The sequence below is a fragment of the Microbacterium sp. 22215 genome (assembly GCF_052045655.1).
GTDB lineage: Bacteria > Actinomycetota > Actinomycetes > Actinomycetales > Microbacteriaceae > Microbacterium > Microbacterium phyllosphaerae.
This window is the reverse complement of sequence record NZ_JBQEPC010000007.1, coordinates 12,166-37,351: the sequence shown is the minus strand read 5'-3', so window position 1 is coordinate 37,351 and position 25,186 is coordinate 12,166. Positions and strand designations below refer to the sequence as shown.

Here is a 25,186-nt window from a genome sequence, read left to right as displayed (position 1 = left end):
TATCTTCGAGGATGGATGCATGGGGATCGGGCTCGATGCGGTGACCGCGCTCTCTCCGGCTGGCGACTCACGTGCCGGAGAGGTGCTTCGGCTGCGCCGTGAGATCAGCCGGATGCAGCGCAGGCGCAGCGAGCATCCGCTGCTCCCCCTCGACGCCGCGTTCTCCTCCCTGCTCCCCGAGGGGGGCTTGCAGACCGGCACCGCCTACACGGTGTCCCCTTCGCCCAGCCTCGTCCTCGCCCTTCTCTCCGCGGCCTCCCGCAAGGGTCACTGGTGCGCCGTGGTCGGCATGCCCACGCTGGGCGTCGAAGCGGCGGCCGCCTTCGGCATCGAACTCGCCCGGCTGATCCTCGTCCCCGAACCAGGAGACCGCTGGCTCGCTGCGACCTCCGCCCTCGCCGAGGTCGTCCCGCTGATCGCCGTGCAGCCGGGCGGCCGGGCGCGCGACGCCGACGTGTCCCGGCTGAGCGCCCGTCTCCGTGATCGCGGGAGCACACTCCTCGTCGCCGAGTCCTCGGTGTCGGGCGCCTGGCCGCAGAGCGAGGGCTCGATCCGGCTCCACGACCAGCAGTGGCTCGGGATCGGCGAGGGATGGGGGCTGATAGAAGGCTCCACCGCGACCGTGACCGCGAGGACGAAGCACACCCCTCTGCCGGCGAGCGTCCGTGTGCGGCTTCCCGGTGCTCACGGCGCGGTCGAGGAGCTGCCCACCGAGAAGACCCACGAGGCTCCCACGGAGCTCTCCGCGCTGCCCGGCCTGCGTGACGCGGCTGCCGCCAGACTCGACTACCCACCTCTGGCGGCCGCCGGATGATCGAGCCCCTTCGTGTCCTGGTCCTGTGGCTGCCCGATTGGCCGCTGCGCGCAGCATTGGGAGGACCCCCACCGCATCCGCCGACGGCGCTCGTGCAGGCGAACACCGTCATCGCCTGCACCGCTTCGGCGAGAGAGCACGGCGTGCGCGCGGGGCAGCGCCGTCGCGTCGCGCAGGGGCACATCTCGTCACTGCGAGTCCTCCCCCACGACGCTGCCCGCGACGAGCGCGCCTTCCTCCCGGTACTCCAGCTCATCGAGAAGCACGCCCCCGGCGCCGCTCTGCTGCGTCCCGGCCTCGCCGCGGTGCGCGCACGGGGCATCTCGCGGTATCACGACGGCGAGGCCGAAGCCGGTCGAGCCCTGATCGAGGTCCTCACCGAGGCCGGTTTCCCCGAGGTGCGCGTGGGCATCGCCGACGGCCCTTTCACGGCAGAGCTCGCCGCCCGAGGGCGCACGCCCTGCACCGTCGTACCCGCGGGACTCTCGAAGGAGTTCCTCGCCCCGCTGCCGGTGAGCGTGCTGCGCGACGAACAGCTCACCGGTCTCCTGATCCGGCTGGGGGTGCGCACGCTCGGCGAGTTCGCCGACCTCGACGAGATCGAGGTGCGTGATCGCTTCGGCGAGCGCGGGGCACGCCTGCACGCTCTCTCCGCCGGGGCCGATTCCCGTGCCGTGGTGCCGCGTCCGCCCGACCCCGAGCTCGTGCGCTCCGTCGAGTTCGAGCCTGCTCTGGCCGGAGCAGATCAGGTGGCGTTCGCGGTTCGGCAGACGGCCGACGCGGTGATGCTCGCTCTCGGCGACGCCTCGGTCGTGTGCACCGAGGTGCGCATCGATCTGATCGACGACAACGGCACGGTGTTCTCCCGCCCCTGGCTGCACCCGACCTGCTTCGACGCCGCAGACCTCGTCGACAGGGTGCGCTGGCAGCTTGAGGCGCTGGGGGCGCAGTCCGCCAAGGAGCCGATCGATGAAGCACGGGCCTTCGGCGGCATCGAGATGGTGCGGATCGTCCCTGTCGCAGTCGATGATGCCGCACACCACCAGCCCGGCCTCTTCGGTTCGGGCACAGACGAACGTCTGCATCACGCCATCTCGCGGGTGCAGACGATGCTCGGCCACGAGGGAGTCGTCACCGCGGCACTCTCCGGAGGCCGGTGGCTCGCCGACCGGCAGGTGCTCACTCCCTGGGGGGAACGCGCGGTCGCTCCTCGCGACCCCGAGCGCCCCTGGCCGGGGAGCCTCCCGGATCCGCTCCCCGCCGAGGTGTTCCGTCCCCCTCGACCGATCGGCGTGCTCGCTCCCGGCGGCGAGCCGATCGTCGTCGACGACCGAGGTTCCCTTTCCGCCGCCCCGGCACGCATCGACGGCGACGACGTACAGGCCTGGGCCGGCCCCTGGCCGATCCACGAGCGTCGGTGGGATTCCACAGGCGGCAAGCGAGGGCACCGCCTGCAGATCGTCGACGACCACGATCGGGCCTGGTTGGTCTTCTGCACCGGCGACCGCTGGTGGGCGGAAGGGCGGTATCGCTGATGGGCTGGCACAACCCTCCCCTGTCCTGGAACGAACTGGAGCGCACCCTCAGCGGCGAGGAGTCGCCCTATCCGACCGGCGGGACACCACCCGACACGCGACCGGGCACCCGACCCGACCCCGGCCCCGTCAGCACCCGCCGGAAGAGGACCCCTCCGACAGCGATCGACAGACCGGAGGGCTCCGTCCCCTACGCCGAGCTGCATGCGCATTCGTCGTACTCCTTCCTCGACGGAGCGTCCTCTCCCGAAGATCTGCTCGCCGAGGCCGAGCGACTGGGACTGACCGCTCTGGCGCTCACAGACCACGACGGCTTCTATGGGGCTGCCCGCTTCGCCGAGGTCGCGGAGCTGATGGACGTGAAGGTGCAGACCGTGTACGGCGCTGAGCTCTCGCTCGGACTCGACGCACCGCAGCGGGGCGCGCCCGATCCGATCGGAGACCATCTGCTCGTGCTCGCCGACGGCCTGGAGGGCTATCACCGTCTCTCCGGTGCCATGACGGCCGCTCATCTGCGTGGCGGCGAGAAGGGCCGCCCCGTCTACGATCTCGACGAGCTGGCCTCCGCCGCAGACGGGCACTGGACGATCCTCACCGGGTGCCGCAAGGGCGGGGTCCGCCGAGGCCTCGAGGCGGGTGACGCGCACACGCCGTTGCGCCGCCTGGTCGATCTGTTCGGTCAGGATCATGTCGCCGTCGAGCTCTTCGACCACGGCGACCCCCAGGACTCCCGGCGCAATGACGCTCTCGCTGACCTCGCCAGACGGATGCGGCTTCCCGTGGTGGCGACGAACAACGTGCACTACGCCGCCCCCGAACGTGCATCGCTCGCCGAGGCGGTCGCAGCGGTGCGCGCCGTGCGCAGTATGGACGACCTCGACGGCTGGCTCCCCGCACACGGAGGCGCGCATCTTCGCAGCGGCGCGGAGATGGCCGCGCGCTTCCGGCGCCACCCCGGTGCGATCTCGTACGGCCTGGAGCTCGCCGCAGCCTCCGCCTTCTCCCTCCGCAGCGCGCGCCCTGCGCTGCCGAAGCAGGAGGTCCCCGACGGGCACACTCCGATGAGCTGGCTGCGCCATCTGGTGTGGGAAGCCGTGCCGACGAAGTATCCGCGTCTCGATGACGACGGCCGCCGCCGGATCGGACGCGAGCTCGACGTCATCGAGGAGAAGGACTTCCCCGGCTATTTCCTCATCGTGCACGGCATCGTCGCAGAAGCACGGCGTCGGGGCATCCTCTGCCAGGGCCGCGGTTCAGCCGCGGCGAGCGCGGTCTGCTATCTGCTCGGGATCACCGCCGTCGATCCGATCCTCTACCGCCTGCCCTTCGAGCGCTTCCTCGCGACCACCCGCCAGGAGGAGCCCGACATCGATGTGGATTTCGACTCCGATCGCCGAGAGGAGATCATCCAATGGGTGTATCGCCAGTACGGGAGGGAGCGTGCGGCTCAGGTGGCGAACGTCATCCAGTACCGCCCGAAGAACGCCGTGCGCGACATGGCGAGAGCGCTCGGCCATTCTCCCGGGCAACAGGACGCCTGGTCACGTCAGGTCGACGGCTGGAGCGCCGGCCTCGAGGCCACGGACGACCACGACATCCCCGCGAAGGTGCTCGACTATGCCGGTGAGCTGCTGAAGGCACCCCGGCATCTCGGAATCCACTCCGGGGGCATGGTGCTCACGGCGAGACCCGTGGGCGAGGTCGTTCCGGTCGAGCATGCGCGCATGGAGAACCGCACCGTCATCCAGTGGGACAAAGACGATGCGGCCTGGATGGGACTCGTCAAGTTCGATCTGCTCGGTCTCGGCATGCTCGCGGCTCTCCAGCACTGCTTCGACCTCATCCACGACGCCACGGGCGAGCGGTGGACGCTCGAGACCCTCCCGAAAGAAGAGCCGGCCGTCTACGACATGCTCTGCCGCGCCGACTCGATCGGAGTCTTCCAGGTCGAGTCGCGTGCGCAGATCGGTCTGCTCCCCCGCCTGCAGCCGCGGGCCTTCTACGATCTCGCCATCCAGATCGCACTCATCCGCCCCGGCCCCATCCAGGGCGGGGCTGTGCATCCGTTCGTCCGTCGCAAGATGGCGAAGGACGCGCTCGACGAGGAGAACCGCGGCAGAGCCGCGAGGGGCGAGGAGCCTGTCGTGCTCGAGATCCCCTATCCGCATGACGATCTCAAGCCGATCCTCGAGCGGACGCTGGGCATCCCGATCTTCCAGGAGCAGCTGATCCAGATGGCGACGGCCATCGGAGACTGCACCGCCGATGAGGCCGACCTGCTGCGTCGCGCGATGGGTTCGAAACGAGGACTCGAGAAGATCGAGAAGGTCCGTGACAAGCTCTATGCGGGAATGACCAGGCGTGGCCTCTCCGCCGAGCAGTCAGACCGTATCTACGCACAGATCCAGGCGTTCTCGAACTTCGGGTTCGCGGAATCGCACTCGCTGTCGTTCGCGCTCCTCGTCTATGCCAGCTCGTGGCTCAAGCTGCACTACCCGGCGGCTTTCCTCGCGGGTCTGCTGCGGTCGCAGCCGATGGGCTTCTACTCCGCATCGACGCTGACCGCCGACGCGCGGCGGCACGGGGTGGATGTGCGTCGCCCCGATCTGCACGCCTCAGGGGCGACCGAGATCCTGGAGCCGCTCGAGGGAGCGCCTCTTCGGATGCCGACAGGCCTGGACTCCTGCACCGATCCCCAGCAACCCCGTGTGCCGCGTTTCGACCGATCACTGCCCGACGAATCGGCAGCGCACCGCAGGGACGGCGGGTATGCGGTGCGGTTGGGCCTCAGCGGAGTGCGCGGCATCGGCCTGCCTCTGGCAGAGCGGATCGTCGCCGAACGCGAGACGGGCGGTCTCTTCCGTGACCTGAACGATCTGGTGCGGCGGACGGATGCCACGGCGGCGCAGCTGGAGGCGCTCGCGACCGCCGGGGCCTTCGAGTGCCTCGGGCTCCAGCGTCGGGAGGCGATCTGGCTGTCCGGTGCAGCCGCCGAAGATCGTTCGCGGTTTCTGCCGGGAACGACCGTCGCCGTGCAGCCGCCGCTGTTCACAGACCAGTCCAGCTACGAACGGCTCTCCGCCGATCTCTGGGCGACCGGCGTCTCGACCGACGATCATCCGATGGCGCACTTCCGCGCGCTTCTGCGCGAACGGGGCGTGCTCACCTCCGCAGACCTGCAGAGCCACGAGACCGGGCGACGCATCGAGGTCGCCGGCCTCGTGACGCACCGACAGCGTCCCGCGACCGCAGCGGGCGTCACCTTCCTCAACCTCGAGGACGAAAGCGGGCTGGTCAACGTCATCTGCTCGACAGGAGTGTGGAGCCGCTACCACCGGGTGGCGCGCGATTCGCCCGCGCTCATCATCCGCGGCATCCTCGAGCGCTCCGCGGAGGGAGTCGTGAACGTCCTCGCCGACGCCTTCGAAGATCTCCGCACCGGAGTCACCCACCGTTCGCGGGACTTCCGATGAGTGCAACTCACCGCGAACGTGTGCACCTCACCAGAAGCGCTCGGGCTCCGGTTCAGGCTCACGGTCGCCGCCACCCCAGCGGTCTGCTTCTGCTTTGGCCGCATCGACGGCGGCATCGGCCCCGCGCAGAGCCGTTCGAGCACTGGCCGCCCCGCGTCCGTCACCGTCCACGTCGACCGTGAGCACCGTGCGTGCACTCGGACCGCCGATCGCCACCGTGCAGTCGATGACACGGCCGAGCCAGCGGATGCTCTCACCTCGCGACACATCGACACGTCTGTACCGAATGCCCGTGTCGAGGTCGATCACGGATCCGATCAGGGACTCCCCGGTCGTCTGGTCGACGTGCTCCGTCACCTCGACGCGGTGTCCGTGAGCGATGGCGAGGTGCGCGTTGACCACGAGCTTTCTGTCCATGGACCCACTCTATGAGTGGACGTTCTCGCGGCAAGCCCCGGATTCGGAAGAAACATTCGTAGATTTCTTTGTCCCCCAAATGGCGGACAAGACGATTAAGCGATATTCTGCAAGGAGTAGCGGGGGCTACCGGCTGAATATCTGGGGAGATCAGTCGAGAGAGCAGCGAGAGACTTCGCCGCCTCCCCTGCCGTCCGGGAAGGACGGTGAGCCCTCTCGAGCGATCCAAATTGGGGTTTGGATGACTCGGGAGGGCAACCAGTCCCCCACCGCCGAATGCGCGACAGTGTCAGCGGGGTTTCCGCGTTCCGTCGCCCCGATGCAGACTCAGCGCGCGAGGCGGGCACGCAACGAGTCGAGAAGCAGACCGACCCCGAGCTCGAACGTGCGGTCGGCCCTCGCTGTCCCCCGCTCCGCGCCGTCGAGCACCCGACCGAGCGTGCGCGTGCCCTCCCCCGGCTCCCACACCTCGTCGGGCGAGGCCAGGTCGAGTCCGAAGCCGATCGCGAATGCGTCGATGATCGCGATCACCGTGAGCACCTCGTCTTCGGGGAAGCCGCCCTCGACCAGCACCGTCGCGAGGTCGTCGTAAGCCGAGATCACCGCGGGGTGGGTGATGGTCTTGCCGATCAGCAGGGGGACGAGAGCCGGATGATCGGCGTACATGTGCCGTTGCTTTCGGAGCAGCTCTTCCAGGAACCGATCCCAGGCTTCACCGTGGGGTTCGACCCGGTAGTCCTCGACGAGCTTGCCACGCATGAGTTCGATGATGCCGTCCATGCCGTCGACGTGGTTGTAGAGCGATGACGGACGCACGCCGAGATGACGAGCGATGGCATTCACCCCGAACGCCTCGCCGGCCCTCGACAGCTCGAGGCCGGCCGCGCCGATGATCTCCGGCGACAGGAGGGGACTCGACGGCCTGGGCATCGCTTGCTCGCTCTCTGCTTGCGAGGGTCCGCGAGAAAGGTCTTCCCCACGGCATCCCTCCTGTGCATAATAGTGAACACCATTCGTTGACGAACACCATTCGTTTATGAAGACGTGCCCCACCCGACTCACCTCCGGCACCACCTCCGCGCACATCGCCGTGCCCCTCTCCGTGGGAGAACCATGACCGCCCTAGACCTCAGCACCCGAGTCCCTCTTCGACTGCCCTCCGCCACAGCGACCTTCGCGATCGGCATCGCCGGCTATCTCGGCGTCAACCTCTCGCCGTACATGATCACCGCCGCGCAGACCGGTCTGGGCATCGACGTGCTCGCCGCGAGCTGGCTCGTCACCGCGACCCTGCTGCTCACCGCGGTGGCTGGCCTCGCGATCGCGCCGCTGTGCGCCGGCGCTCGCCGGCTCGCTGTGGCTCGGACGGGCCTCGCGGTCGCGACGATCGGATTCGCCACCGCCGCACTGGTGCCTTCGCTCATGCTTCCGGGGTTACTCCTCGGCGGTGCGGGCGCGGGCGGCGCCGTCGCGGCATCCGGAGCGGCCCTCGCCGCTTTCCGCAATCCCGACCGCGTCGCCGGGTTCAACGGCCTCGCGAACCGCGGCGTGATCACGATCGTCCTGGCGGTGATCCCCCTCGTCGGCCTGGCCCCGATCGACGTCTTCGGCGCGCTGGCGCTGTTCAGCATCGTCGGGCTCATCGTCTCGGCGTGGCTGCCTGCCGCACCCGTGGTCGACCCTCAGGCCGCCGCAGCCGTGGCCGAGGCGATGCCGATCGAGGTTCCGCCGACCGGAACGGTCCGGCTCTCCCCTGCGCGGTCGCGCACGGTCACGGTCGCGGGCTTCGGCCTGCTGGTCGTGTTCGCGCTGTGGGCCGCGAGTGAGGATTCGCTCTGGGCCATGGCCGGAGTGATGGGCGCGGAGCAGACCGGCCTGACTCCCGAAGGGCTGGGCATCGCGCTGAGCGGCGCCACCGCCGGCGGCCTGATCGGCTCACTCCTGCTGATGATCGTCGGCTCACGCCTGGGACGCGCGGTGCCGCTCGCGGTGCTTCTGGCCACCGGCGGCGTCCTCAAGATCGTCGAAGGCTTCACGACCGACCCCACCGGATTCATCGTCGTCTTCATCGCCTGGAACACCGTCTACGCGATCGCGTTCATGTACTTCGTGTCGACCTCGGCGGCGCTCGACGCAGACGGGCGCTGGTCGGGACCCCTGCTCGCCGTCTACCTGGTGGGCTCGGCACTCACTCCCGTGATCGGCGCCGCACTCGTGAGCGTGCTCGGATTCCAGGGCTTCGCCGTCGCCCTCGGCATCGCGAGCTTCGTCCTCGCCGTACCCTCGAGCGCGATCGCGCTTCTCTCCACACGCCTCGAGCGTGCCATCACCACCCCGGAGTCCGACTGATGCCCCGCACCCTGTTCCGCAATGCCCGCTTCTTCACCGCCGATGACGCGTCATGGGCCGATGCCGTGGTCGTCGACGGGGAGTCGTTCGCCTTCGTCGGCCTCGAAGCCGATGCCCCTCCTGCCGACGACACCGTCGACCTCGGCGGCCGCACCGTGCTCCCCGGCTTCACCGACGCGCACACCCATCTGCTCATGATGGGCGAGGCGCTCGGACAGGTGGGGCTCACCGACGCGGGCTCGCTCGAGGAGATCCAGGAGCGTCTCGCCTACGCACGCGAGACCGCCGAGGGCGAGCTGCGCGGACGTGGATGGCTGTTCGATGCGGTGCCGGGAGGCACCCCGACGGCGGCGATGATCGACGCCGTCGTGTCCGACATCCCCGTGTATCTCGACGCGAACGACTATCACTCCTGCTGGGTCAACGCGGCGGCGCTCACAGCACTCGGGATCACCCGCGACACTCCGGATCCGATCGGCGGACGCATCGAGAGGGATGCCGACGGCGAAGCGACCGGAATGCTCTATGAGACGGCCGCGCAGCAGTTCGCCTGGGCGCACCGCGACGCCGTGACCACGGACGAGCAACGCGATGCCGCCGTCGGGCGTGTGGTCGAGGCATACCTCGCCTCGGGGGTCACCGGCGCCGTGGACATGGCTTTCGATGGACTCGCTCTGGACGCGCTCGGACGAGCCGCGGCACGAGGACGGATGCCGTTGCGGATCGCCGCGCACTGGTTCGTCGCGAACACCGGCGATGACGAGGCCAACCTGGCTCAGGTGGCCGAGGCTGTGGATCGCGCCGGCACCGACACCAGCGGTGTCAGTGTGATCGGCATCAAGCTCGTCCTCGACGGCACGATCGACGCGTGCACCGCCGCGATGCGGGCACCGTACGCCGACGGGACGAACGCGGCTCCGATCTGGCCGATCGAGCGTCTGCTGCCCGTGGTCGCCGCCGCGGATGCCGCCGGCCTCCAGGTCGCGATGCACGCGATCGGCGACGAGGCGAGCACTCTCGCGCTGGATGCGATCGAGCACGCGATCCTGGTCAACGGCGATCGTCCGCGCCGTCACCGGATCGAACATCTCGAGTACGCGGCTCCCGGAACGGCCGAGCGCATGGCACGCCTCGGCGTGACGGCATCCATGCAGCCGGTGCATGCGGACCCCGCGATCTTCGCGAACTGGGCGGCCAAGCTCGGCGACGAGCGCGCAGATCGTGCGTTCGCCTGGCCGGAGTACGAGGATGCCGGAGCACTGCTGGCCTTCTCGACCGATGCGCCGACCGCCCCGCACCAGGCACTCGCGAACATGTATGTCGCCGCGACGCGGGCATCCGCTCTGGATCCTGAGATGCCCGCGGTGCACCCGCAGTTCGCGCTGCCTCTGGAGCGCGCGATCGCGCATGCCACGAGGGATGCGGCGGCATCGATCGGCGACGGCTCCTGGCGCGGCCGCATCGCGGTCGGTCAGGCCGCCGACTTCGCGGTGCTCGACACCGATCCGTTCGCGGAGGGCAACGGGTCGCTGCTCACGGCGCGGGTCGTGCGGACGGTGATCGCCGGCCGCACGGCATACGAGGACTGAGAGCGAGATGGAGGAGCCGCCGTCCCGTGGATCGTCTCCTCCATCCGTCGTACGTCAGTTGTCCGGCGTGAGCGCCAGCCGCGTTCCCCACGGATCGCTCAGGCGCAACGTGCGCCCGTCATCCTCCGACGCGATGCCGTGGAACGAGAGACGGTCAGCGAGTTCGTCGATGTCTGAGCGGGTGGGCACGGTCACTCGTACGTCGCCGAGGCCGAGCGAGGCCGCACGTGGTCCTGCCCCGGCGCTCTGCCAGGTGTTCATGCCGATGTGGTGGTGGCATCCGCCCGCCGACACGAACAGCGCCGAGTTGCCGAGCGCCGCGGTCACGTCGAATCCGAGGATGTCGGAGTAGAACCGGCGGGCCGTCGGGATGTCGCCGACCTGCAGATGCACGTGGCCGATCGTCGCCGTCTGGCCGTCGTCCGCGGCGTCTGGCGCGAGCCACTGCCTGAGGAACTGATTCGGATCGAGTGCGAGCGAGTCCATGTGCACCGAGCCGTCCGGCGCGACCTGCCACTGCTCGCGCGGACGGTCGTGGTAGAGCTCGAGCCCGTTGCCTTCGGGGTCGGTGAAGTAGAACGCCTCGCTGACGAGGTGGTCCGCGGAACCCGTGAAGGTCTGCGGGGCGCGCTGGGCCACCGACAGCAGCGCGGCCGCCAACCGCGACTCATCCTGGAACAGGATCGCCGTGTGGTACAGCCCGGCGGCACGCGGATCGGCCGTCGGGAGGTCCTTCTCCTGGCGCAGCCGCATGATCGGCTCCCCGGCACGCCCGAGGGTCGCAGTCGCGCCGGACTGGTCGAGGATGTCGAGGGTCACGGCCTGCTGGTAGTAAGCCGTCATCGTGTCGAGGTCGCGGACCAGCAGCTCGACCGCATTCATGCGGGCACCGTCGGGCGCGGCCCCTGCGGTGGAGATGGCGGGGGCGCGCCAGGCGTCGATCGTCGCTGTCATGATCGGCTCCGTTCTGCCCGGCATCGGGCTGTCGACACAATTGATTGTTGCTACAACTAACGTACGATGAGCCCATGGTATTCCAGGTTCCCCGCATGGATGAGCGTGAGTCCGAGGCATGGCTCGGTCTGATCACCGTGTCGCAGCTGCTTCCTGCGGCGCTCGACTCGCAGCTGCAGCGGGATGCGCACCTGACGCACTTCGAGTTCATGGTGCTCACAGCCCTGCGCTTCGCACCCGAGAACACCCTGCGGATGACCGAGCTCGCCGCGTCGACGAACGCCACGCTCCCCCGGCTCTCGCACGTCTGCAGCCGGCTCACGACGCGCGGCATCGTCGATCGCTTTCCCAGCCCCGAAGACAGGCGCGCGACGAACGTTCGCCTCACCGCCGAGGGGCGACGAGAGCTGATCCACGCGATGCCCGGTCACATCGACACGGCCCGACGGCTCGTGATCGATGCACTGACGCCGGCGCAGCTCGACTCGCTCACCGAGATCACGAAGGCGATCAGCGGACGCCTCACGGATGGCGAGCACCGCTCTCCTGTGCCGCGGTGATCGCCGAGAGTATGGCAGGACGGACGTAGCGGCAGAAGAAGACCCCACCCGAGCCTGTGGCCGGATGGGGTCCTCGTCTCTGACGCTCGGGATCGAATCAGCCGCCGGACGGGTTCTCGAGGGGCTTGCCGTCGTCGTCGGTCGTCTCGTCCTCGAGGAGCTCCTCGGTGCTCTTCGAGTCACCCTCATCGGGGGCTCCGCCCGAGGCCGTGTCGGCCTCCTCATGGGCGCTGGTGGATCCGTGCGTGTTCTGCAGATCGCTCATCGTCATCTCCTCTGTCGGAACGGCGACGTTACGCGCGCGATGTGGATCCGCTCAGGGGGTTGACTCGCACAGGGATCCGTCGCGGGCAGCGTCTTCATCGGACCGCCTTCATTCGGTGACGGCCGCGACTGTCGACGATGCTGCGTCGGTTCATGGACGGCGAGGCGCGCTCGGAGTACCCGAAGACATAGAGGATCAGACCGAGAGTGAGAAGTACGCACACCGACACCCACGGAGCATCCTGTTCGTCCGCGAGCACGAATCCGGCGGTGTCGCCGACCGCGGTACCCCTCATGTCGAATGCGGCAGGCAGGAAGACGAGCGGCAACGCGCACAGCGCGCCCAGCCGCATATCCGTGAACGTGATCACCCCGAGCGCCACACCGAAAAGGCCCAGGAATGCGCGCAGTGGCGCGAACGCCCCGACGGTCACCGGCTCGACGCTCATCGCATTCGCGAGCATCGACACTGCGCTCGACGCCGCCGCACCGACGAAGATCAGAAGGCACGCATTCACCGATCGGAGCCCGGAGAGCGATCGCACCCCCGCGAACTCGAACTGTTCGGTCCTGCCGCTGAGCCCGAGAGCCAGCGCGCCGACGACGAGGATCTGCAGTGGGGTCGCCAGAGTGAACGTGACGACACCCGAGTGGTGATGGATCACGAGCGGGCGGCCCAGGAGAAGAAGCGCTGCTTCGATACCGGTTCCCGCGACGACCGCAGCGAGAGTATGGCGCGTCCGGAAGTAGAACCTCATCCTCGAGCCGGAAAGTCCGCGAGGACGAGCCCGCAGTCGGCGAACTTCTCGAAGCGCGTCGACATCCAGGCCTGAGCTTCATCATCATCCAGCTCCCGCAGAGCGCCGAGTGCTGCCGCGTGTTCCGGCATCAGCTGTGCGCCTGTCTCGGCCCCGTCGCCCGCAAGCCAGAGCTCCACGAGCGCGGTTTCGAACGTCCGCGAGGCTTCGCAACTCGCCGTGTGCACATCGACCAGAGACTCGAGGACCGAGTTCTCGGCGATAGCGCCGCTGGACGGATTCAGGTAGATGAGCGTCAGCGACCCGGCGTCTTTCGATGGCTGCGGGTGCGAGTCGGAGAGCTGACGAAGTTCGGTGAAAGCCGCAGGGGTGTCGGCGAGGATGCGCTGCACCCGTTCCCACCTCTCCAGGAGCTCGGCCCGGACTGGCAGATAGGTGGGGAGGACCCACAGGGTGAGACCGTGGTCCTCTGACTGGAGCTGGATGAGGCGATCCTGGGGCTCATCGACGGGAACTCCCCATCGGTGATGCTGGCTGCCGACCGTCCATATCCCGGAAGCACCCGCCGCGACCGCGCAGACCATGACAGCAACTCCCCACGACCGGTCTCGACGAGAGCTGGCCGCGACCCCGCCGAGAGCGAGCAGGAGAACACCGCCGACCACGAGAAGCTGTCCCCAGAAGAACGGGACGTTCGGATCGAGGAAGTCTCCCCCTGCTCGATCTCCGAAGGGGATGAGACTCTGCGCGAAACCCCCTCCTTGCCCGAACAGCGCATGGCCGAAGAGCAATGCCGGAATCAGTGAGGCTGCGACGACAGCGAACCAGTGCTTCATCAGCCCTGCTATGAGATATCCGAGGGCGGTCGCGACGCAGAGGCTGAGGAGCGATATCGCGAGATTCACCCACAGTGGCGCCCCCACGGGACCGAGCAGGTACGCGCGCACGTGGAGGAAGGCGATGATCACGATGTATATCGCGACGGTGTGGGTCAGGCCGGCGGCCGTCTGAACGAGCACGACGCGTGAGGTCGGCTGAACCGCCACCTCCAGGATCGGCCCTCCGCCGTGTCGCGTCTCACGAAGCCCGTCCCACGCGGCGAAGCCGGCGAGGATCGGCGCCAGGACGCCCCCCGTCGACACGACCACATTGGCGATGTTCGCGGACGATGATACGGAGGGATACACGGCGCTCCACGCGACCATCGTGCCGGCAACAGCGAGGGCTGGCGCGACGAAGATGAGCACCGAGCGGCGAAGGTGCAAGAGATACGGGCTCATCGCTCGGCCTCGACGCGTGAAGCAGGAGACCTCATGTGCAGCCGGGTGTACGCCCGTTCAACCGGAGTGTCACCCGGTGCGTCCGGCACCGCCAGCGCGACCAAGTCAGCGGGAGTTCCCTGAAACGCAACACGCCCCTCAGCGAGCAACAGGATCCGGTCGGAGTGATGCGCCGCTTCATCGATGAGATGGGTGCTGGTCAGCACTGTGCGGTCGTGACCGAGAGCCGTGATGAGGTTCCGGAGCGTGATGCGCTGCTCGGGGTCCAGTCCGGACGCAGGTTCATCGAGTATCAGCACCGATGGGTCGTTGACGATGGCCTGGGCTATCCCCGCACGTCGAAGCATCCCTCCCGAGAGCGCCCCCAGTTTCGTGTCTCGCTCGCCGCGCAGTTCGACGCTGAACACAGCTGCGTCGACCTTCGCTGCACGTTGCGCTCGGGGGATGCCCTTGAGCCATGCGCAGTAGGCGACGAACTCCGTCACTGTCAGGGACGGAGTGAAAGTGAAGCTCTGCGGCAGGTAGCCAGATCGGGCACGTATCTGAGATCGTCCGTCGCGAGACTGCGGGTCGTACCCGAGGATCCTGACGTCTCCGTCGTAGCGCTCGTGCAACGACGAGAGGATGCGGATCATCGTGGACTTGCCTGATCCGTTCCGCCCGACGAGAGAGGTGACACCCTTATCGACCCGGAACGAGACGTCGGCGAGAGCAGGCTCGGGCTTCGACCGATACTGCACGGTCACCCCGGACACCGCGATTCCCTCGCTCTGGGTCTCAGTCACAGATCGACAACTCGCCCGAACCATCATTTCCACTCCATACGGCCGTGCAGAGTCTGCATCTGCATGCTCCACCGTGACATGAGTGGCCTCTGGTGTCTGTAAGGGATTTCACGTACAGACCAGGCGCTGAGCGGCTGGTATTCGACTGCTTCGCGACAGCCACCTGCCCGGTCGGCGAGTATCGTGCGCGACCCGCATTCCCCTCATCTCGCTACAAGGCCGAGTTGAGGACGACGCCCGTGCGGCACGTCGGTGCGCGGAATCCGCGACATAAGCTGGCCTGATGCTCATCGCTCTGATCCGCCCAGTTGAGACCAACACCGTAGAGGTCGTCGGCGCGACGCTCGCCGAGGTTCTGGTGGAGCTCGAGCAGCACCGACAGCCCGGATTCGTCCTGGCATCCGCGCCGGTGCGGATGCTCAAGGGCGAGGCGAAGATGAAGGCGACCGGAACGTTCACACGCGTCGACGGTGTGCAGCAGATCGAGGCCGAAGACATGGCCTCGCTGGAGGCGAAGGTGCCGGACGGCTGGCGGATGCTGAACGTGAAGCACGTCTAGGCGAGAGGGCAGACCCTAGATCGCAAGAAAGAAGCCCCGGAGTTCCGCGTGCTTCTGCGGTTCTCCGGGGCTTTGTGGTCGGGCTGACAGGATTTGAACCTGCGACCCCTTGACCCCCAGTCAAGTGCGCTACCAAGCTGCGCCACAGCCCGTTGTTCTGCACTCTCGCGCAGGCAACTCCCCTATCTTAGCCCCACCCACGGGCGCTCCGCGAACCGAGCGACCGCCGGGCGTTGCGGGGTGTCGGAGGCCCGGCGTACCGTCGCCTGCATGGTGACGATCACGACAGAGGTGGCGACGACCGCCCGATGGGACGACGTGCAGCATGCGCTCACCGGCGGCGGCGACGGCGCCAGCTGTCAGTGCATCTGGCCGATGCTCAGCAACAAGGATTGGAACGAGACGACCACTCCGCAGCGAACGGAGATGCTGCGCGACGAGATCGCCGGCGGTCCGCCGCCGGGCCTGATCGCCTACGTCGACGGCGAGGCCGCAGGGTGGATCCGCATCGGACCGCGCTCGGCCCAGGCGCGGATCCCGCGCACCCGCATGATCGCCGCCGCCACCGCCGAGCCGTTCGACGACGAGTCGGTCTGGGCAGTGACGTGCTTCGTCGTGCGTCGCGAGCATCGAGGGGCGGGGCTCAACCACGAACTGCTGCGCGCCGCGGTCGATTTCGCGCGAGCATCCGGCGCGCGACTCATCGAGGGGTACCCGGTCGACACCCGCGGCGAGAAGAAGCGCACCAACGATCTGTTCCACGGGACGCTGGGCACATTCCTGGATGCCGGGTTCGAGGAGCAGACCGCGATGAAGCCCGGCCGAACCCTCGTCGCGCTGGACCTGTCCGCGTGAGCGGGCGCTAGCGTAGGAAACATGAGCGACGAGAATCCGACCATCGACGACCCCGAGCTCGGCACGCTCACCCGCGCGACGACCGAGCTATCCGACGGCACTGTGCTCACTCACGACTGGTACGCCGGCGGAACGGTCGCCCAGGGCGCACCCCTCGACCTCATGATCGAGGGCACGAACACGGACGAGGCGAGCGCCCTGCTCCCCCACGTCCACGAGACCATCGCCGCTCTCTCGGTTCTCCGACGCCTCGCATCCGACACCATCGTCACGGCGTTCAGCACCGGCACACCGGAGCAGCACGAGCTCGACGACGCCGCATCCGATCTCACCCTCGAGACGCTCGAGGCATCCGCCGACGGAACGATCGTGCTGCACTTCATCGACTCCTGCGGCGAGCATTTCCCCGAGGGTTACTGGCCCGCAGTGCACCTCGGGGCCGACGGACAGATCGCGCAGGTGACCGTCGAGTCCTGACGAGCAGGCGTCCGCGCCACCCGCCATACGATGGGGGGATGCAGCGCCGCCCGACCGCCCCGCCTCTGTGGGCCTTCGTCCCGTACATCACGGTGTCTGCGATCCATGTGGCGCTGCTCGCCCTCGGGAGTCCCGCGGCAGGTCCGAGCAAGTTCCTGCTGATGCCGCTGCTCGCGGTCCCCGTTCTCGTATCGATGCGCGCGATCCGCTCCCGTGCCGCGCTGGCGCTGCTCTTCGCGGCGACCGCCTTCTCCTGGCTCGGCGACAGCGCAGGAGCGTTCTTCCCCGATGCTCCCGAAGTGCCGCTCATGCTCCTCTTCTTCGGCATCGCACATCTGGCATACATCGCCCTTTTCATCCGTCATCTTCGCGTGCGACGGATGCCATGGTGGGCGCTCATCTACGCCGCATGGTGGGTCGCGATGCTCGCCTTCCTGGGCCCGCACACGGGCGGCCTGCTCATCGCCGTCGCGGTCTACGGGCTCATCCTCGGTGCGACCGCCGCGTTCTCGACCCGGTGCCACCCGTTCGTCGCCGTCGGCGGCGCGTTCTTCCTCGCCAGTGACACGCTGCTGGCTCTCCGCCTGTTCCTCCCCGACTCGCTCCCCGACTGGAGCAACCCCGCGATCATGGCGACCTATACGATCGGGCAGGGACTGATCATCGCCGGCGCGCTGATCGCACTCAGAAAGCGAGGCGTCTGATGGCTGATGCCGCACGGGTCGACAGCTGGCTCTGGGCGATCCGCGTCTACAAGACGCGTTCGGCCGCCACCACTGCATGCCGCGCGGGGCATGTACGCGTCAACGGCGACAAGGTGAAGGCCGCGCAGCACATCCGTATCGGTGACGAACTGCGCGTGCGCATCTCCGGTTTCGACCGGATTCTCTTCGTCCGCCAATTGCTCGTCAAGCGCGTCGGCGCTCCGCTCGCTGCCCTGGCGTACGAGGACCGCACCCCGGAGCGCGAGCCACAGGCAGCCCTCGGACTGCGCGATCGAGGGGCGGGCAGGCCCACGAAACGCGAGCGGCGGGACATCGACCGGCTGCGCGGGCGCAGTGCGGAGGATGACGGCATATTCCACGGATGACCCTGGAGTCATTAGAACATATGTTCTAAACTGGGCGCATGGCTCCTCGCACCGACCTCGACCTCGACCTCGAGGAGCGCTGTCGCCTGCTCGATGAATGGGTCGACAAGCGACGTCAGATCGCTGCGCTCGAGGCCGAGTCCTACGCGCTCCTCGTCGAGCGCATCGGCGTGCACGACAGCGATGTCTCCGAGAGCCCTCGGCACCGAGAGGCGATCTATCGCTCGATGATCGCGGAGTACTCCGCCGCTGGGCACATTCCGAAAGGGTCGATCGAATACGCCTTCACCGACGCCCGCACCCTGTCACGGGCGCTGCCTGCCGTGTTCGCGTCGTTCGCCGCCGGTGCCATCAGTGCACACCATGTACGCGAGATCGTGCGAGCCAGCGAGATCGTCGACGACGCGATCCGAGACGGACGTGTGGATGCCGCGACGATGGGCCTCTACGAGGCCGCAGTACTCGTGGTCGCTGAACACGACACAGCTTCGCGCACGAAGCCCCACGCTCGCAAGGTCGCGGCGGGCCTCGTGGGCGAGACGGTCGTCGAGACTCAGCGGCGCGCGGCCTCCGAACGCTGCGTCACCGTCAGGTCGGTGGGCGACGGCCTGGCGGCCCTCACCGCGATTCTGCCCGAGTGGGTCGCCGTGGCGATCTCTGATCGACTCACGCAGATGGCACGGCACATCGTTCGCACTCGCGACGAGCGGGAGCCGATCCTCGAACCGCTCGACGACACCGCGGACTCGCTCCGCCTCTCTGACCTCTCCCCCGAGGATCCGCGCTACGGCGCCTACTTCGACGCCGGGGTCATCGCTGCCGACGGCACCTTCGTCATCGACCCGCTCTCCGGTCTGATCGATCCGATGACCGATCCGACCAGCCCCGATATCGAGCATCTCTCCGGCGACATCCGCACGTTGGATCAGATCCGCGCCGATCTGCTCGCCGACCTGCTGCTCACCGCCGACCCGAGTGAAGCGAACGGTACCGGGCTCGAGAACATCTCCGCCCGTATCCAGGTCACCGTCGCCGCGAGTACTCTCGCCGGAGACGACGACCGACCGGCTGAACTCGACGGCCATGGACCCGTCGACCCCGATGTCGCACGCGGGCTCGCGGGGCGGTGCAAGGGATGGGCGCGCCTGTTCGTCGACGCGACCGGCCTGGTGACCGAGACGGACTCGTACTCCCCCACCGCACAGATGAAACGCTTCCTTCGAGCGCGAGATGAACACTGCAGGTTCCCGGGATGCAGGATGCCGGTGCACCGATGCGAGATCGACCACAACCACGACCATGCGCGCGGTGGGCGGACACGCATCGACAATCTCAGCCACTTCTGCACCACACATCACTCGCTCAAGCACCCCGACATCGACGAACGGTACCGGTGGACGGCCCGGCAGACTCCCGACGGCACGGTCACGTGGACGAGTCCACTCGGCCGAAGCTACGTCGATCCACCGCGTCGACGAGTCATGTTCGTCTGACCCCGGACGCCAACAGCGCGCGTCTCTCCGGCCACAGTCGTGCGCACGAGGGCGCGGGACTCAGGGCGCGCCACCGCCCCTCGTCATCCCCCACGACCCCTCTCGTCGCCCTGCGCTTCGTCGCCTCAGTTCGCCGAGGGCGCGGTCGCCTTCAGCACGATGTAGACCGCTGCGATGAGCGCGGAAGCGATGAGGAAGATCACGACGAGGGCCACGACGGCTCCGATCACGAACACGATCATGAAGAGTGCGTTGAGGGCGGCGATGAACGCTGCGGCTCTCAGCGCGCGTCGAGTCACCGATCCCGGGGCGGCCGCGTCGATCGGTCCATCGCGCGAGCTCAGGACAGTCCACGCACGGGCTCGGGTGGCGCGGACGACGGCGATCACGAGAAGCACCACCGACACCCAGAAGGCGCCGAACGCGATGGCGTTGTCGAGGGGGAAGACGAGGAATCGCAGAGCGAAGTACCGGTCGCCGCTGAACAGGGCCAGGTGCACCGCGATTGTGCCGATGAGTGCAGCGGCGACTCCGATGGCATCCCCCACACGATCCGCAGACGACGGAGGAAGCCGACGTCGGCTCATCGCGCGGCGTCGAACGTTCCGAGCAGCCATCCTGCGGACTCCACCTGAGACGCGCCGACCGCGGAGACCCGATCCTGCAACTCGCGATCGCTCGTCACCGCAACGACGCGTTGCCCTGCGCGAACGCGACGCTCGACCTCGGCGACGATCGTGTCGTCACCGGCGGCGTCCGCATCGACCACCGACACCACACCGGACGGCAGCAGTTCGACGGACTCGTCCGGTGCCGGGGCCGAGATCCCTCGCGCACGACCCTCCACCACGAGTGCGATCTCCGGGAACCACGTCGTCCCCCCGACACCGAGGTCAGCGGCAGACACCGAGAGTCCGTCCAGGCGCGAGGCGAGACGCGTCGCGGCACCGGCACGGTCCTTCCACCATCCGTCAGGCACCGAGCCGACGACGTTCGCGCCATCCACGACCAGCGACGGTCGTACGTCGAGCAGTTCCCGCAGAACAGGCCAGGCGCTGCCGAATCCGGGGTGCAGCGGCCTCGAGTCGACCTCATCCACCGGCACCCACTCGAGAGCCACGCTCTCCGGGTCGCTGATCACCGGTTCGAATGGCCGCACCACATCGGCGATCACGGTCGTGTACGACCACACATCCAGATCGAGCACGCTCGTGAAGCGAGGTCGGACAGAGCCGTCCGGGACGCCTGCTTCCTCCTGCGCTTCGCGTACTGCGCCCACGATCGCGCTCTCGCCCGCGTGCAGAGCACCGCCCGGCAGACCCCAGGTTCCGCCGAAGTGGCTCCACGAGACACGGTGCTGCAACAGGATGCCTCGCTCGGGATCGAAGGCGAGCAGACCTGCGGCACCGAAACGCCCCCAGTACTTCTCCCCCGACGGGGCGATCACCCAGGCGTCACCAGGGTTCCGCGGCCCATCAGGGCGACGAGGTTCACCGGCAGAGGGAGGTACGACAGTCACCCCTTCAGCCTGTCACAGCATTCCGGTATTGGCATCCGCGGGTGACACAGACGGGAACAGCGGGCGCTCACTCGCTCGCTGGACGGCATACGCAACCTCCGCACCGAACGCAGAAACCCTCGAACCCACGAAGCCACAAACCTACAAACCCACAAACCCACAAGCCCACGAACCCACGCACCCACGCACCCACGCACCCACGCACCCACGAGACAAAACTGCCCCCGTGCGATTCACGCACGGGGGCAGTTCTTGCGACTCAGCGCTGGCGCTTCTCGCGGACTCGCATGTTGATGACGATCGGGGTTCCGTCGAACTCGTACAGCTCGCGAAGGCGACGCTGGATGAATCGGCGGTATCCCGGGTCGAGGAAACCGGTCGTGAACAGCACGAACGTCGGCGGACGGGTCGACGCCTGGGTGCCGAACAGGATGCGCGGCTGCTTTCCTCCACGCAGCGGGTGCGGGTGCTCGGCGACGAGCTCGGCGAGGAAGGCGTTGAACTTGCCCGTCGGGATGCGACGGTCCCAGTTCTCGAGAGCCGTCTCGAGCGCAGGCACCAGCTTGTCGAGGTGACGACCGGTCTTGGCCGAGATGTTCACACGAGGGGCCCAGGCAACATGCGCGAGGTCCTGCTCGATCTCACGCTCGAGGTAGCGTCGGCGGTCGGCGTTCTCGAGGTCGTCGTCGTTCAGACGGTCCCACTTGTTGAACGCGAGCACGAGCGAGCGACCGGACTCGAGCACGAGATCGATGATGCGCACGTCCTGCTCGCTGATCGTCTCGGAGACGTCGAGGACGACGACGGCGACCTCAGCCTTCTCGAGAGCGGCCGAGGTGCGCAGCGATGCGTAGAAGTCGGCGCCCTGCGCCATGTGCACACGACGACGGATGCCGGCGGTGTCGACCAGACGCCACAGCTTGCCGCCGAGCTCGACGATCTCGTCGACCGGGTCACGAGTCGTACCCGCGAGGTCGTTCACGACGACGCGCTCCTCGCCCGCGGCCTTGTTGAGCAGCGAGGACTTGCCGACGTTCGGGCGGCCGAGGATCGCGACGCGACGCGGGCCGCCGATCTCCGCCTTCGCGACCGCGGAGACATCCGGGAGCGTCTTCAGCAGAGCGTCGAGCAGGTCGGCGACTCCACGACCGTGGATGGCCGAGACCGGGTGCGGTTCGCCGAGTCCCAGGTTCCAGAGAGCCGCAGCCTCGGGCTCCTGGCGGGCGTCGTCGATCTTGTTCGCGACGAGGAAGACGGGCTTGCCGCTCTTGCGCAGCAGCTTCACGACGTGCTCGTCGGTCGACGTGGCGCCGACCATCGCGTCGACGACGAACAGCACGACATCGGCGAGATCGATCGCGACCTCGGCCTGAGCGGCGACGGAGCGATCGATGCCGCGGGCATCGGGCTCCCAGCCGCCGGTGTCGACGAGCGAGAAACGACGGTCCGCCCACTCGGCCTTGTACGTCACGCGGTCGCGGGTCACACCGGGGGTGTCCTCGACGACGGCCTCACGGCGGCCGAGGATGCGGTTGACCAGCGCGGACTTGCCGACGTTCGGTCGACCGACGATCGCCACGACGGGCAGCGCGGGGAAGAACTGGATCCCGTCCTCGCCCATCGTGATCCCGGCGAGGAGGGCTGCATCCTCATCGTCCAGGTCGTAGTCGGCGAGACCGGCGCGCAGCGTCTCGGCGCGCGCTTCGGCGAGCTGCTCGTCGAGCTGCTCCATCTTCTCGGCGAGCTGGTCGGGGCCGCCTTCGTATTCGTCGTCAGCCATGGTGTACTCCTCGGATTCGTTCGATCACCGTGAGGACGGCGTCGATGGTCTGTGTGAAATCGAGCTCCGTCGAATCGACGACCTCGACGCCCTCTGCGGCGTTCAGGAAGTCGACGACGGCGCTGTCGGATGCGTCGCGCTTGTGCAATGCGGCGGCGACAGCCTCGGCGTTCTCGCCGGCGAGCTCGCCGGCGCGTCGTGCGGCGCGCACTTCGGGTGCGGCCGTGAGAAGGATGCGCACGGGCGCATCCGGGGCGACGACGGTCGTGATGTCACGCCCTTCGACGACCACGGCCGGGTACGGCGCGTCGGCGACGAGGGAGCGGAACAGTCGATTGACCTGCTCGCGCACCTCGGGTACACGCGCCACACCGCTCACGGCACCCGACACGGAGGGCTCACGGATCGCATCCGTGACGTCCACGTCGCCGACCTGCACGGTCCGGTCGTCGGGGTCGAGGCCGAGCCGCACGGGGAACTCCGCGACAGCGGAGAGGACGGCGTCGGCATCCGCCGTGTCCGCTCCCCGGTCGAGAACATGCCAGGCGAGCGCGCGATACGCCGAACCGGTGTCGAGGTAGCCGAAGCCGAGCCGACGGGCGACGGCCTTGGACACACTGGACTTGCCGGAACCGGCGGGTCCGTCGATGGCGATGAAGTCAGTCATTGGTCGTACCTGCAATCCGCCAGCCGCGTTCCTGGAGTCCGGTGATCGCCCCGTGCAGTGCCGCGGGGTCGACGCTGATCTCGGCCAGACCGAACTGCGCTCCCGGCGAGTGCTCGAGGCGGAGGTCCTCGACGTTAACGCCGAGCTCTCCCAGTTCGCCGAAGAGGCGACCGAGCTGCCCGGCGGTGTCATCGATCATGACGACGAGGGTCTCGAATCTCTGGTTCTGCCCGTGCTTGCCCGGCAGGCGTTCGACGCCGTCGTTGCCCTGTCGGATGGTCTCGGCGACCACGCGTCGGGCTCCGGGCGCCTCCGGCGCGCGCAGCGCATCCGACACATCACGGAGGTCGGCCGCCAGGGCGTCGAGGATCTCGACGACGGGCTGGGCATTCGCGCCGAGGATCTGCACCCACAGCTCGGGGGCGGATGCCGCGATGCGCGTCGTGTCGCGGACTCCCTGACCCGAGAGGCGCAGCGCGCCCTCGTCGGCCACGGCGAGCCGGCCGGCGAGGAGGCTCGCGACGACCTGGGGAACGTGCGAGGTCAGTGCGACCGATCGGTCGTGCTCCTCGGGGGTCATCTCGAGCGGCATCGCGCCGACGTCGAGAGCGAGCGCCTCTACGAGCGCGAGGTCGGCCGCACGGGTCTCCTCATCGCGGCAGACGACCCACGGGCGACCGATGAACAGGTCGGCGCGTGCAGAGATCGCCCCGCCGCGCTCACGCCCGGCGAGCGGGTGCGAGCCGATGTACCGGGTGATGTCGACGCCGCGGTCGCGCAGACTGCGGAACGGCTCGAGCTTGACGCTTGCGACGTCCGTGACGACGGCATCGGGGAATCGGGCAAGCTCCGCCTCGATCACGTCAGCGGTGACATCCGGCGGCACGGCGACCACGACGAGCGCGGGCGCATCATCGTCGGCGACGGCGCGACCCGCGCCGTAGTCGATCGCGAGGCGCAGCTGAGCGGGTGAGGTGTCGGCGAGCACGACGTCGACGCCCTTGGCGCGGAGCGCGTGTCCGATGCTCGCACCGAGCAGACCGGCACCGACGACGCGCACGGTACCGGAGAGCCTGGCCGCGGTTCGCGGCGCGACGGAACTCCGGGCCCCCGTGGGCGCACTCGTCGTATCGGTCACTCGTTCTCCTGCTGCTCGCCTGGCGCCGCGGCGACACCGGAATCACGGCGCGACAGAGTCAAGAGCGCGCCCAATTCGATTTTAGTCAGTTCGCGCGTCTTCCCAACCGGGAGGGTTCCCAGGTGCAGCGGACCGAACTGCCGACGCACGAGCTCGGTGACCGGATGGCCGACTGCGGCCAGCATCCTGCGCACGATGCGGTTGCGGCCGGAGTGCAGCGTCAGCTCGACGAGGCTCGACCCGCGAGAGGTGTCGAGCAGGCGCGCCTTGTCGGCGGAGATCGGTCCGTCGTCGAGGTCGATGCCCTTGGTGAGCTTCGAGATCGTCTGCGCCGTCACCTCCCCCTCGACCTTGGCGATGTAGACCTTGGTGACACCGAACGACGGGTGCGCGAGCACGTGCGCGAGGTCGCCGTCGTTCGTCAGTATGAGCAGGCCGCTGGTCTCGGCATCCAGTCGCCCGACGTTGTAGAGGCGCTCCTCGTAGTCGTCGGTGAAGCGGCGAAGGTCGGGGCGACCGTTCTCGTCGTTCAGGCTGCTGACGACACCCGTGGGCTTGTTGAGCATCACGTAGCGCTTCGAGACATCGAGCTGCACGGCGGTGCCGTCGACATCGATGAGGTCGGTCTCGGGGTCGACGCGGCGGCCGAGCTCGGTGACGGTCACGCCGTTGACGCGAATGCGCCCCTCGACGATGTACTGCTCGATCACGCGGCGCGACGCGACGCCCGCTGCGGACAGCACCTTCTGCAGGCGGATGCCCTCTGGTGTCTCGAAGCCGCTCATCGGATGGTCCTTTCGTCGAAGTTGAAACTGTGTGCGCCCTCGGGC

25 protein-coding genes and 1 tRNA gene are annotated in these 25,186 nt (G+C 68.2%); 12 read left to right on the top strand and 14 right to left on the bottom strand.

The genetic code is table 11. The annotated features are described in order from the left end of the window. Window positions 1-19 precede the first annotated feature (19 nt). Genes ACTJKH_RS12455 through ACTJKH_RS12445 form a run of 3 tightly spaced genes read left to right on the top strand, consistent with a single transcriptional unit; the run spans window position 20 to window position 5,822 of the window. Complete coding sequence (locus tag ACTJKH_RS12455) at window positions 20-814, top strand: hypothetical protein (RefSeq protein ID WP_440737198.1); 795 nt, start codon at window positions 20-22, stop codon at window positions 812-814. After that, complete coding sequence (locus ACTJKH_RS12450) at window positions 811-2,349, top strand: DNA polymerase Y family protein (protein WP_440737197.1); 1,539 nt, start codon at window positions 811-813, stop codon at window positions 2,347-2,349. Before ACTJKH_RS12455 ends, ACTJKH_RS12450 begins: the two co-directional genes overlap by 4 nt. Continuing rightward, the gene (locus ACTJKH_RS12445) at window positions 2,349-5,822 is read left to right on the top strand and encodes an error-prone DNA polymerase (protein WP_440737196.1); all 3,474 of its coding nucleotides are present in this window, start codon (window positions 2,349-2,351) and stop codon (window positions 5,820-5,822) included. The genes ACTJKH_RS12450 and ACTJKH_RS12445 overlap by 1 nt, the downstream gene beginning before the upstream one ends. A 27-nt stretch (window positions 5,823-5,849) precedes the next feature. Here ACTJKH_RS12445 and ACTJKH_RS12440 read toward each other — a convergent pair whose 3' ends face one another. Further along, window positions 5,850-6,239, bottom strand: coding sequence for a hypothetical protein (locus ACTJKH_RS12440; protein ID WP_440737195.1), 390 nt, complete (start codon window positions 6,237-6,239; stop codon window positions 5,850-5,852). 327 nt (window positions 6,240-6,566) lie between these two features. Then, a complete protein-coding gene (locus tag ACTJKH_RS12435; RefSeq protein ID WP_440737194.1) occupies window positions 6,567-7,169 on the bottom strand; it encodes a TetR/AcrR family transcriptional regulator C-terminal domain-containing protein in 603 nt (200 codons plus the stop codon). 183 nt (window positions 7,170-7,352) lie between these two features. On the opposite strand from ACTJKH_RS12435, the gene ACTJKH_RS12430 reads away from it, so the two are divergent. Continuing rightward, complete coding sequence (locus tag ACTJKH_RS12430) at window positions 7,353-8,588, top strand: MFS transporter (protein WP_440737193.1); 1,236 nt, start codon at window positions 7,353-7,355, stop codon at window positions 8,586-8,588. Beyond that, entirely contained in the window at window positions 8,588-10,177 is a 1,590-nt protein-coding gene (locus ACTJKH_RS12425; protein WP_440737192.1) for an amidohydrolase, read from the top strand. Before ACTJKH_RS12430 ends, ACTJKH_RS12425 begins: the two co-directional genes overlap by 1 nt. Before the next feature lie 54 nt (window positions 10,178-10,231). Here the strand turns inward: ACTJKH_RS12425 and ACTJKH_RS12420 are convergent, their stop codons facing one another. Continuing rightward, window positions 10,232-11,131, bottom strand: a complete 900-nt coding sequence (locus ACTJKH_RS12420; RefSeq protein ID WP_440737191.1) for a VOC family protein — start codon at window positions 11,129-11,131, stop codon at window positions 10,232-10,234. Between the two features lie 74 nt (window positions 11,132-11,205). Here ACTJKH_RS12420 and ACTJKH_RS12415 point away from each other — a divergent pair, with 74 nt between their 5' ends. Then, window positions 11,206-11,691, top strand: a complete 486-nt coding sequence (locus ACTJKH_RS12415; RefSeq protein WP_440737190.1) for a MarR family winged helix-turn-helix transcriptional regulator — start codon at window positions 11,206-11,208, stop codon at window positions 11,689-11,691. 97 nt (window positions 11,692-11,788) lie between these two features. Here ACTJKH_RS12415 and ACTJKH_RS12410 read toward each other — a convergent pair whose 3' ends face one another. From ACTJKH_RS12410 to ACTJKH_RS12395, 4 genes are all read right to left on the bottom strand, one after another. Further along, on the bottom strand, window positions 11,789-11,956 hold the full coding sequence (locus tag ACTJKH_RS12410; protein WP_440737189.1) for a hypothetical protein: 168 nt from the start codon (window positions 11,954-11,956) through the stop codon (window positions 11,789-11,791). A 94-nt stretch (window positions 11,957-12,050) separates the two neighbouring features. Next, the gene (locus ACTJKH_RS12405) at window positions 12,051-12,713 is read right to left on the bottom strand and encodes a hypothetical protein (RefSeq protein ID WP_440737188.1); all 663 of its coding nucleotides are present in this window, start codon (window positions 12,711-12,713) and stop codon (window positions 12,051-12,053) included. Next, window positions 12,710-13,993 carry a hypothetical protein gene (locus tag ACTJKH_RS12400; protein WP_440737187.1) on the bottom strand — a complete coding sequence of 428 codons (1,284 nt, stop codon included), beginning with the start codon at window positions 13,991-13,993 and terminating at the stop codon, window positions 12,710-12,712. The genes ACTJKH_RS12405 and ACTJKH_RS12400 overlap by 4 nt, the downstream gene beginning before the upstream one ends. Further along, on the bottom strand, window positions 13,990-14,778 hold the full coding sequence (locus tag ACTJKH_RS12395) for an ABC transporter ATP-binding protein (RefSeq protein WP_440737186.1): 789 nt from the start codon (window positions 14,776-14,778) through the stop codon (window positions 13,990-13,992). The genes ACTJKH_RS12400 and ACTJKH_RS12395 overlap by 4 nt, the downstream gene beginning before the upstream one ends. Window positions 14,779-15,061: 283 nt before the next feature. Between ACTJKH_RS12395 and ACTJKH_RS12390 the strand changes: the two genes are divergently transcribed. Further along, window positions 15,062-15,337: a hypothetical protein gene (locus ACTJKH_RS12390; protein ID WP_440737185.1), complete on the top strand. Its 276-nt coding sequence runs from the start codon at window positions 15,062-15,064 to the stop codon at window positions 15,335-15,337. A 75-nt stretch (window positions 15,338-15,412) separates the two neighbouring features. Here ACTJKH_RS12390 and ACTJKH_RS12385 read toward each other — a convergent pair. Continuing rightward, window positions 15,413-15,489, bottom strand: a tRNA-Pro gene (locus tag ACTJKH_RS12385). 118 nt (window positions 15,490-15,607) lie between these two features. Here ACTJKH_RS12385 and ACTJKH_RS12380 point away from each other — a divergent pair. Genes ACTJKH_RS12380 through ACTJKH_RS12360 form a run of 5 tightly spaced genes read left to right on the top strand, consistent with a single transcriptional unit; the run spans window position 15,608 to window position 19,252 of the window. After that, window positions 15,608-16,192, top strand: a complete 585-nt coding sequence (locus ACTJKH_RS12380) for a GNAT family N-acetyltransferase (RefSeq protein WP_440737184.1) — start codon at window positions 15,608-15,610, stop codon at window positions 16,190-16,192. A 21-nt stretch (window positions 16,193-16,213) separates the two neighbouring features. Then, window positions 16,214-16,669: a hypothetical protein gene (locus tag ACTJKH_RS12375; protein ID WP_440737183.1), complete on the top strand. Its 456-nt coding sequence runs from the start codon at window positions 16,214-16,216 to the stop codon at window positions 16,667-16,669. Between the two features lie 38 nt (window positions 16,670-16,707). Next, window positions 16,708-17,373, top strand: a complete 666-nt coding sequence (locus ACTJKH_RS12370; protein WP_440737182.1) for a lysoplasmalogenase family protein — start codon at window positions 16,708-16,710, stop codon at window positions 17,371-17,373. Further along, complete coding sequence (locus ACTJKH_RS12365; protein WP_440737181.1) at window positions 17,373-17,759, top strand: RNA-binding S4 domain-containing protein; 387 nt, start codon at window positions 17,373-17,375, stop codon at window positions 17,757-17,759. Before ACTJKH_RS12370 ends, ACTJKH_RS12365 begins: the two co-directional genes overlap by 1 nt. Window positions 17,760-17,797: 38 nt before the next feature. Beyond that, complete coding sequence (locus ACTJKH_RS12360; protein WP_440737180.1) at window positions 17,798-19,252, top strand: DUF222 domain-containing protein; 1,455 nt, start codon at window positions 17,798-17,800, stop codon at window positions 19,250-19,252. 125 nt (window positions 19,253-19,377) lie between these two features. Here the strand turns inward: ACTJKH_RS12360 and ACTJKH_RS12355 are convergent, their stop codons facing one another. The 6 genes from ACTJKH_RS12355 to ACTJKH_RS12330 form a co-directional block, all read right to left on the bottom strand. Beyond that, window positions 19,378-19,839 (bottom strand): hypothetical protein, encoded by a 462-nt coding sequence (locus tag ACTJKH_RS12355; RefSeq protein WP_440737179.1) that lies wholly within the window; start codon window positions 19,837-19,839, stop codon window positions 19,378-19,380. After that, a complete protein-coding gene (locus ACTJKH_RS12350) occupies window positions 19,836-20,771 on the bottom strand; it encodes an NUDIX domain-containing protein (RefSeq protein ID WP_440737178.1) in 936 nt (311 codons plus the stop codon). Before ACTJKH_RS12350 ends, ACTJKH_RS12355 begins: the two co-directional genes overlap by 4 nt. A 259-nt stretch (window positions 20,772-21,030) precedes the next feature. After that, window positions 21,031-22,551: a ribosome biogenesis GTPase Der gene (gene der / locus ACTJKH_RS12345; protein WP_056306901.1), complete on the bottom strand. Its 1,521-nt coding sequence runs from the start codon at window positions 22,549-22,551 to the stop codon at window positions 21,031-21,033. Next, entirely contained in the window at window positions 22,544-23,218 is a 675-nt protein-coding gene (gene cmk, locus ACTJKH_RS12340) for a (d)CMP kinase (RefSeq protein ID WP_210098371.1), read from the bottom strand. Before cmk ends, der begins: the two co-directional genes overlap by 8 nt. Next, window positions 23,211-24,356 carry a prephenate dehydrogenase gene (locus ACTJKH_RS12335; RefSeq protein WP_440737177.1) on the bottom strand — a complete coding sequence of 382 codons (1,146 nt, stop codon included), beginning with the start codon at window positions 24,354-24,356 and terminating at the stop codon, window positions 23,211-23,213. The genes cmk and ACTJKH_RS12335 overlap by 8 nt, the downstream gene beginning before the upstream one ends. After that, a complete protein-coding gene (locus ACTJKH_RS12330; protein WP_440737176.1) occupies window positions 24,353-25,141 on the bottom strand; it encodes a pseudouridine synthase in 789 nt (262 codons plus the stop codon). The genes ACTJKH_RS12335 and ACTJKH_RS12330 overlap by 4 nt, the downstream gene beginning before the upstream one ends. Between the last annotated feature and the right edge of the window lie 45 nt (window positions 25,142-25,186).

What these genes read in the sequence shown, in the direction of transcription:
- ACTJKH_RS12410 (WP_440737189.1), bottom strand. Translation starts at nt 11,956, where the DNA reads ATGAGCGATCTGCAGAACACGCACGGATCCACCAGCGCCCATGAGGAG.
- ACTJKH_RS12360 (WP_440737180.1), top strand. Translation starts at nt 17,798, where the DNA reads ATGGCTCCTCGCACCGACCTCGACCTCGACCTCGAGGAGCGCTGTCGC.
- ACTJKH_RS12390 (WP_440737185.1), top strand. Translation starts at nt 15,062, where the DNA reads ATGCTCATCGCTCTGATCCGCCCAGTTGAGACCAACACCGTAGAGGTC.
- ACTJKH_RS12405 (WP_440737188.1), bottom strand. Translation starts at nt 12,713, where the DNA reads ATGAGGTTCTACTTCCGGACGCGCCATACTCTCGCTGCGGTCGTCGCG.
- der (WP_056306901.1), bottom strand. Translation starts at nt 22,551, where the DNA reads ATGGCTGACGACGAATACGAAGGCGGCCCCGACCAGCTCGCCGAGAAG.
- ACTJKH_RS12415 (WP_440737190.1), top strand. Translation starts at nt 11,206, where the DNA reads ATGGTATTCCAGGTTCCCCGCATGGATGAGCGTGAGTCCGAGGCATGG.
- ACTJKH_RS12330 (WP_440737176.1), bottom strand. Translation starts at nt 25,141, where the DNA reads ATGAGCGGCTTCGAGACACCAGAGGGCATCCGCCTGCAGAAGGTGCTG.
- ACTJKH_RS12370 (WP_440737182.1), top strand. Translation starts at nt 16,708, where the DNA reads ATGCAGCGCCGCCCGACCGCCCCGCCTCTGTGGGCCTTCGTCCCGTAC.
- ACTJKH_RS12355 (WP_440737179.1), bottom strand. Translation starts at nt 19,839, where the DNA reads ATGAGCCGACGTCGGCTTCCTCCGTCGTCTGCGGATCGTGTGGGGGAT.
- ACTJKH_RS12380 (WP_440737184.1), top strand. Translation starts at nt 15,608, where the DNA reads ATGGTGACGATCACGACAGAGGTGGCGACGACCGCCCGATGGGACGAC.
- ACTJKH_RS12420 (WP_440737191.1), bottom strand. Translation starts at nt 11,131, where the DNA reads ATGACAGCGACGATCGACGCCTGGCGCGCCCCCGCCATCTCCACCGCA.
- ACTJKH_RS12445 (WP_440737196.1), top strand. Translation starts at nt 2,349, where the DNA reads ATGGGCTGGCACAACCCTCCCCTGTCCTGGAACGAACTGGAGCGCACC.
- ACTJKH_RS12440 (WP_440737195.1), bottom strand. Translation starts at nt 6,239, where the DNA reads ATGGACAGAAAGCTCGTGGTCAACGCGCACCTCGCCATCGCTCACGGA.
- ACTJKH_RS12450 (WP_440737197.1), top strand. Translation starts at nt 811, where the DNA reads ATGATCGAGCCCCTTCGTGTCCTGGTCCTGTGGCTGCCCGATTGGCCG.
- ACTJKH_RS12430 (WP_440737193.1), top strand. Translation starts at nt 7,353, where the DNA reads ATGACCGCCCTAGACCTCAGCACCCGAGTCCCTCTTCGACTGCCCTCC.
- ACTJKH_RS12400 (WP_440737187.1), bottom strand. Translation starts at nt 13,993, where the DNA reads ATGAGCCCGTATCTCTTGCACCTTCGCCGCTCGGTGCTCATCTTCGTC.
- cmk (WP_210098371.1), bottom strand. Translation starts at nt 23,218, where the DNA reads ATGACTGACTTCATCGCCATCGACGGACCCGCCGGTTCCGGCAAGTCC.
- ACTJKH_RS12455 (WP_440737198.1), top strand. Translation starts at nt 20, where the DNA reads ATGGGGATCGGGCTCGATGCGGTGACCGCGCTCTCTCCGGCTGGCGAC.
- ACTJKH_RS12365 (WP_440737181.1), top strand. Translation starts at nt 17,373, where the DNA reads ATGGCTGATGCCGCACGGGTCGACAGCTGGCTCTGGGCGATCCGCGTC.
- ACTJKH_RS12435 (WP_440737194.1), bottom strand. Translation starts at nt 7,169, where the DNA reads ATGCCCAGGCCGTCGAGTCCCCTCCTGTCGCCGGAGATCATCGGCGCG.
- ACTJKH_RS12425 (WP_440737192.1), top strand. Translation starts at nt 8,588, where the DNA reads ATGCCCCGCACCCTGTTCCGCAATGCCCGCTTCTTCACCGCCGATGAC.
- ACTJKH_RS12375 (WP_440737183.1), top strand. Translation starts at nt 16,214, where the DNA reads ATGAGCGACGAGAATCCGACCATCGACGACCCCGAGCTCGGCACGCTC.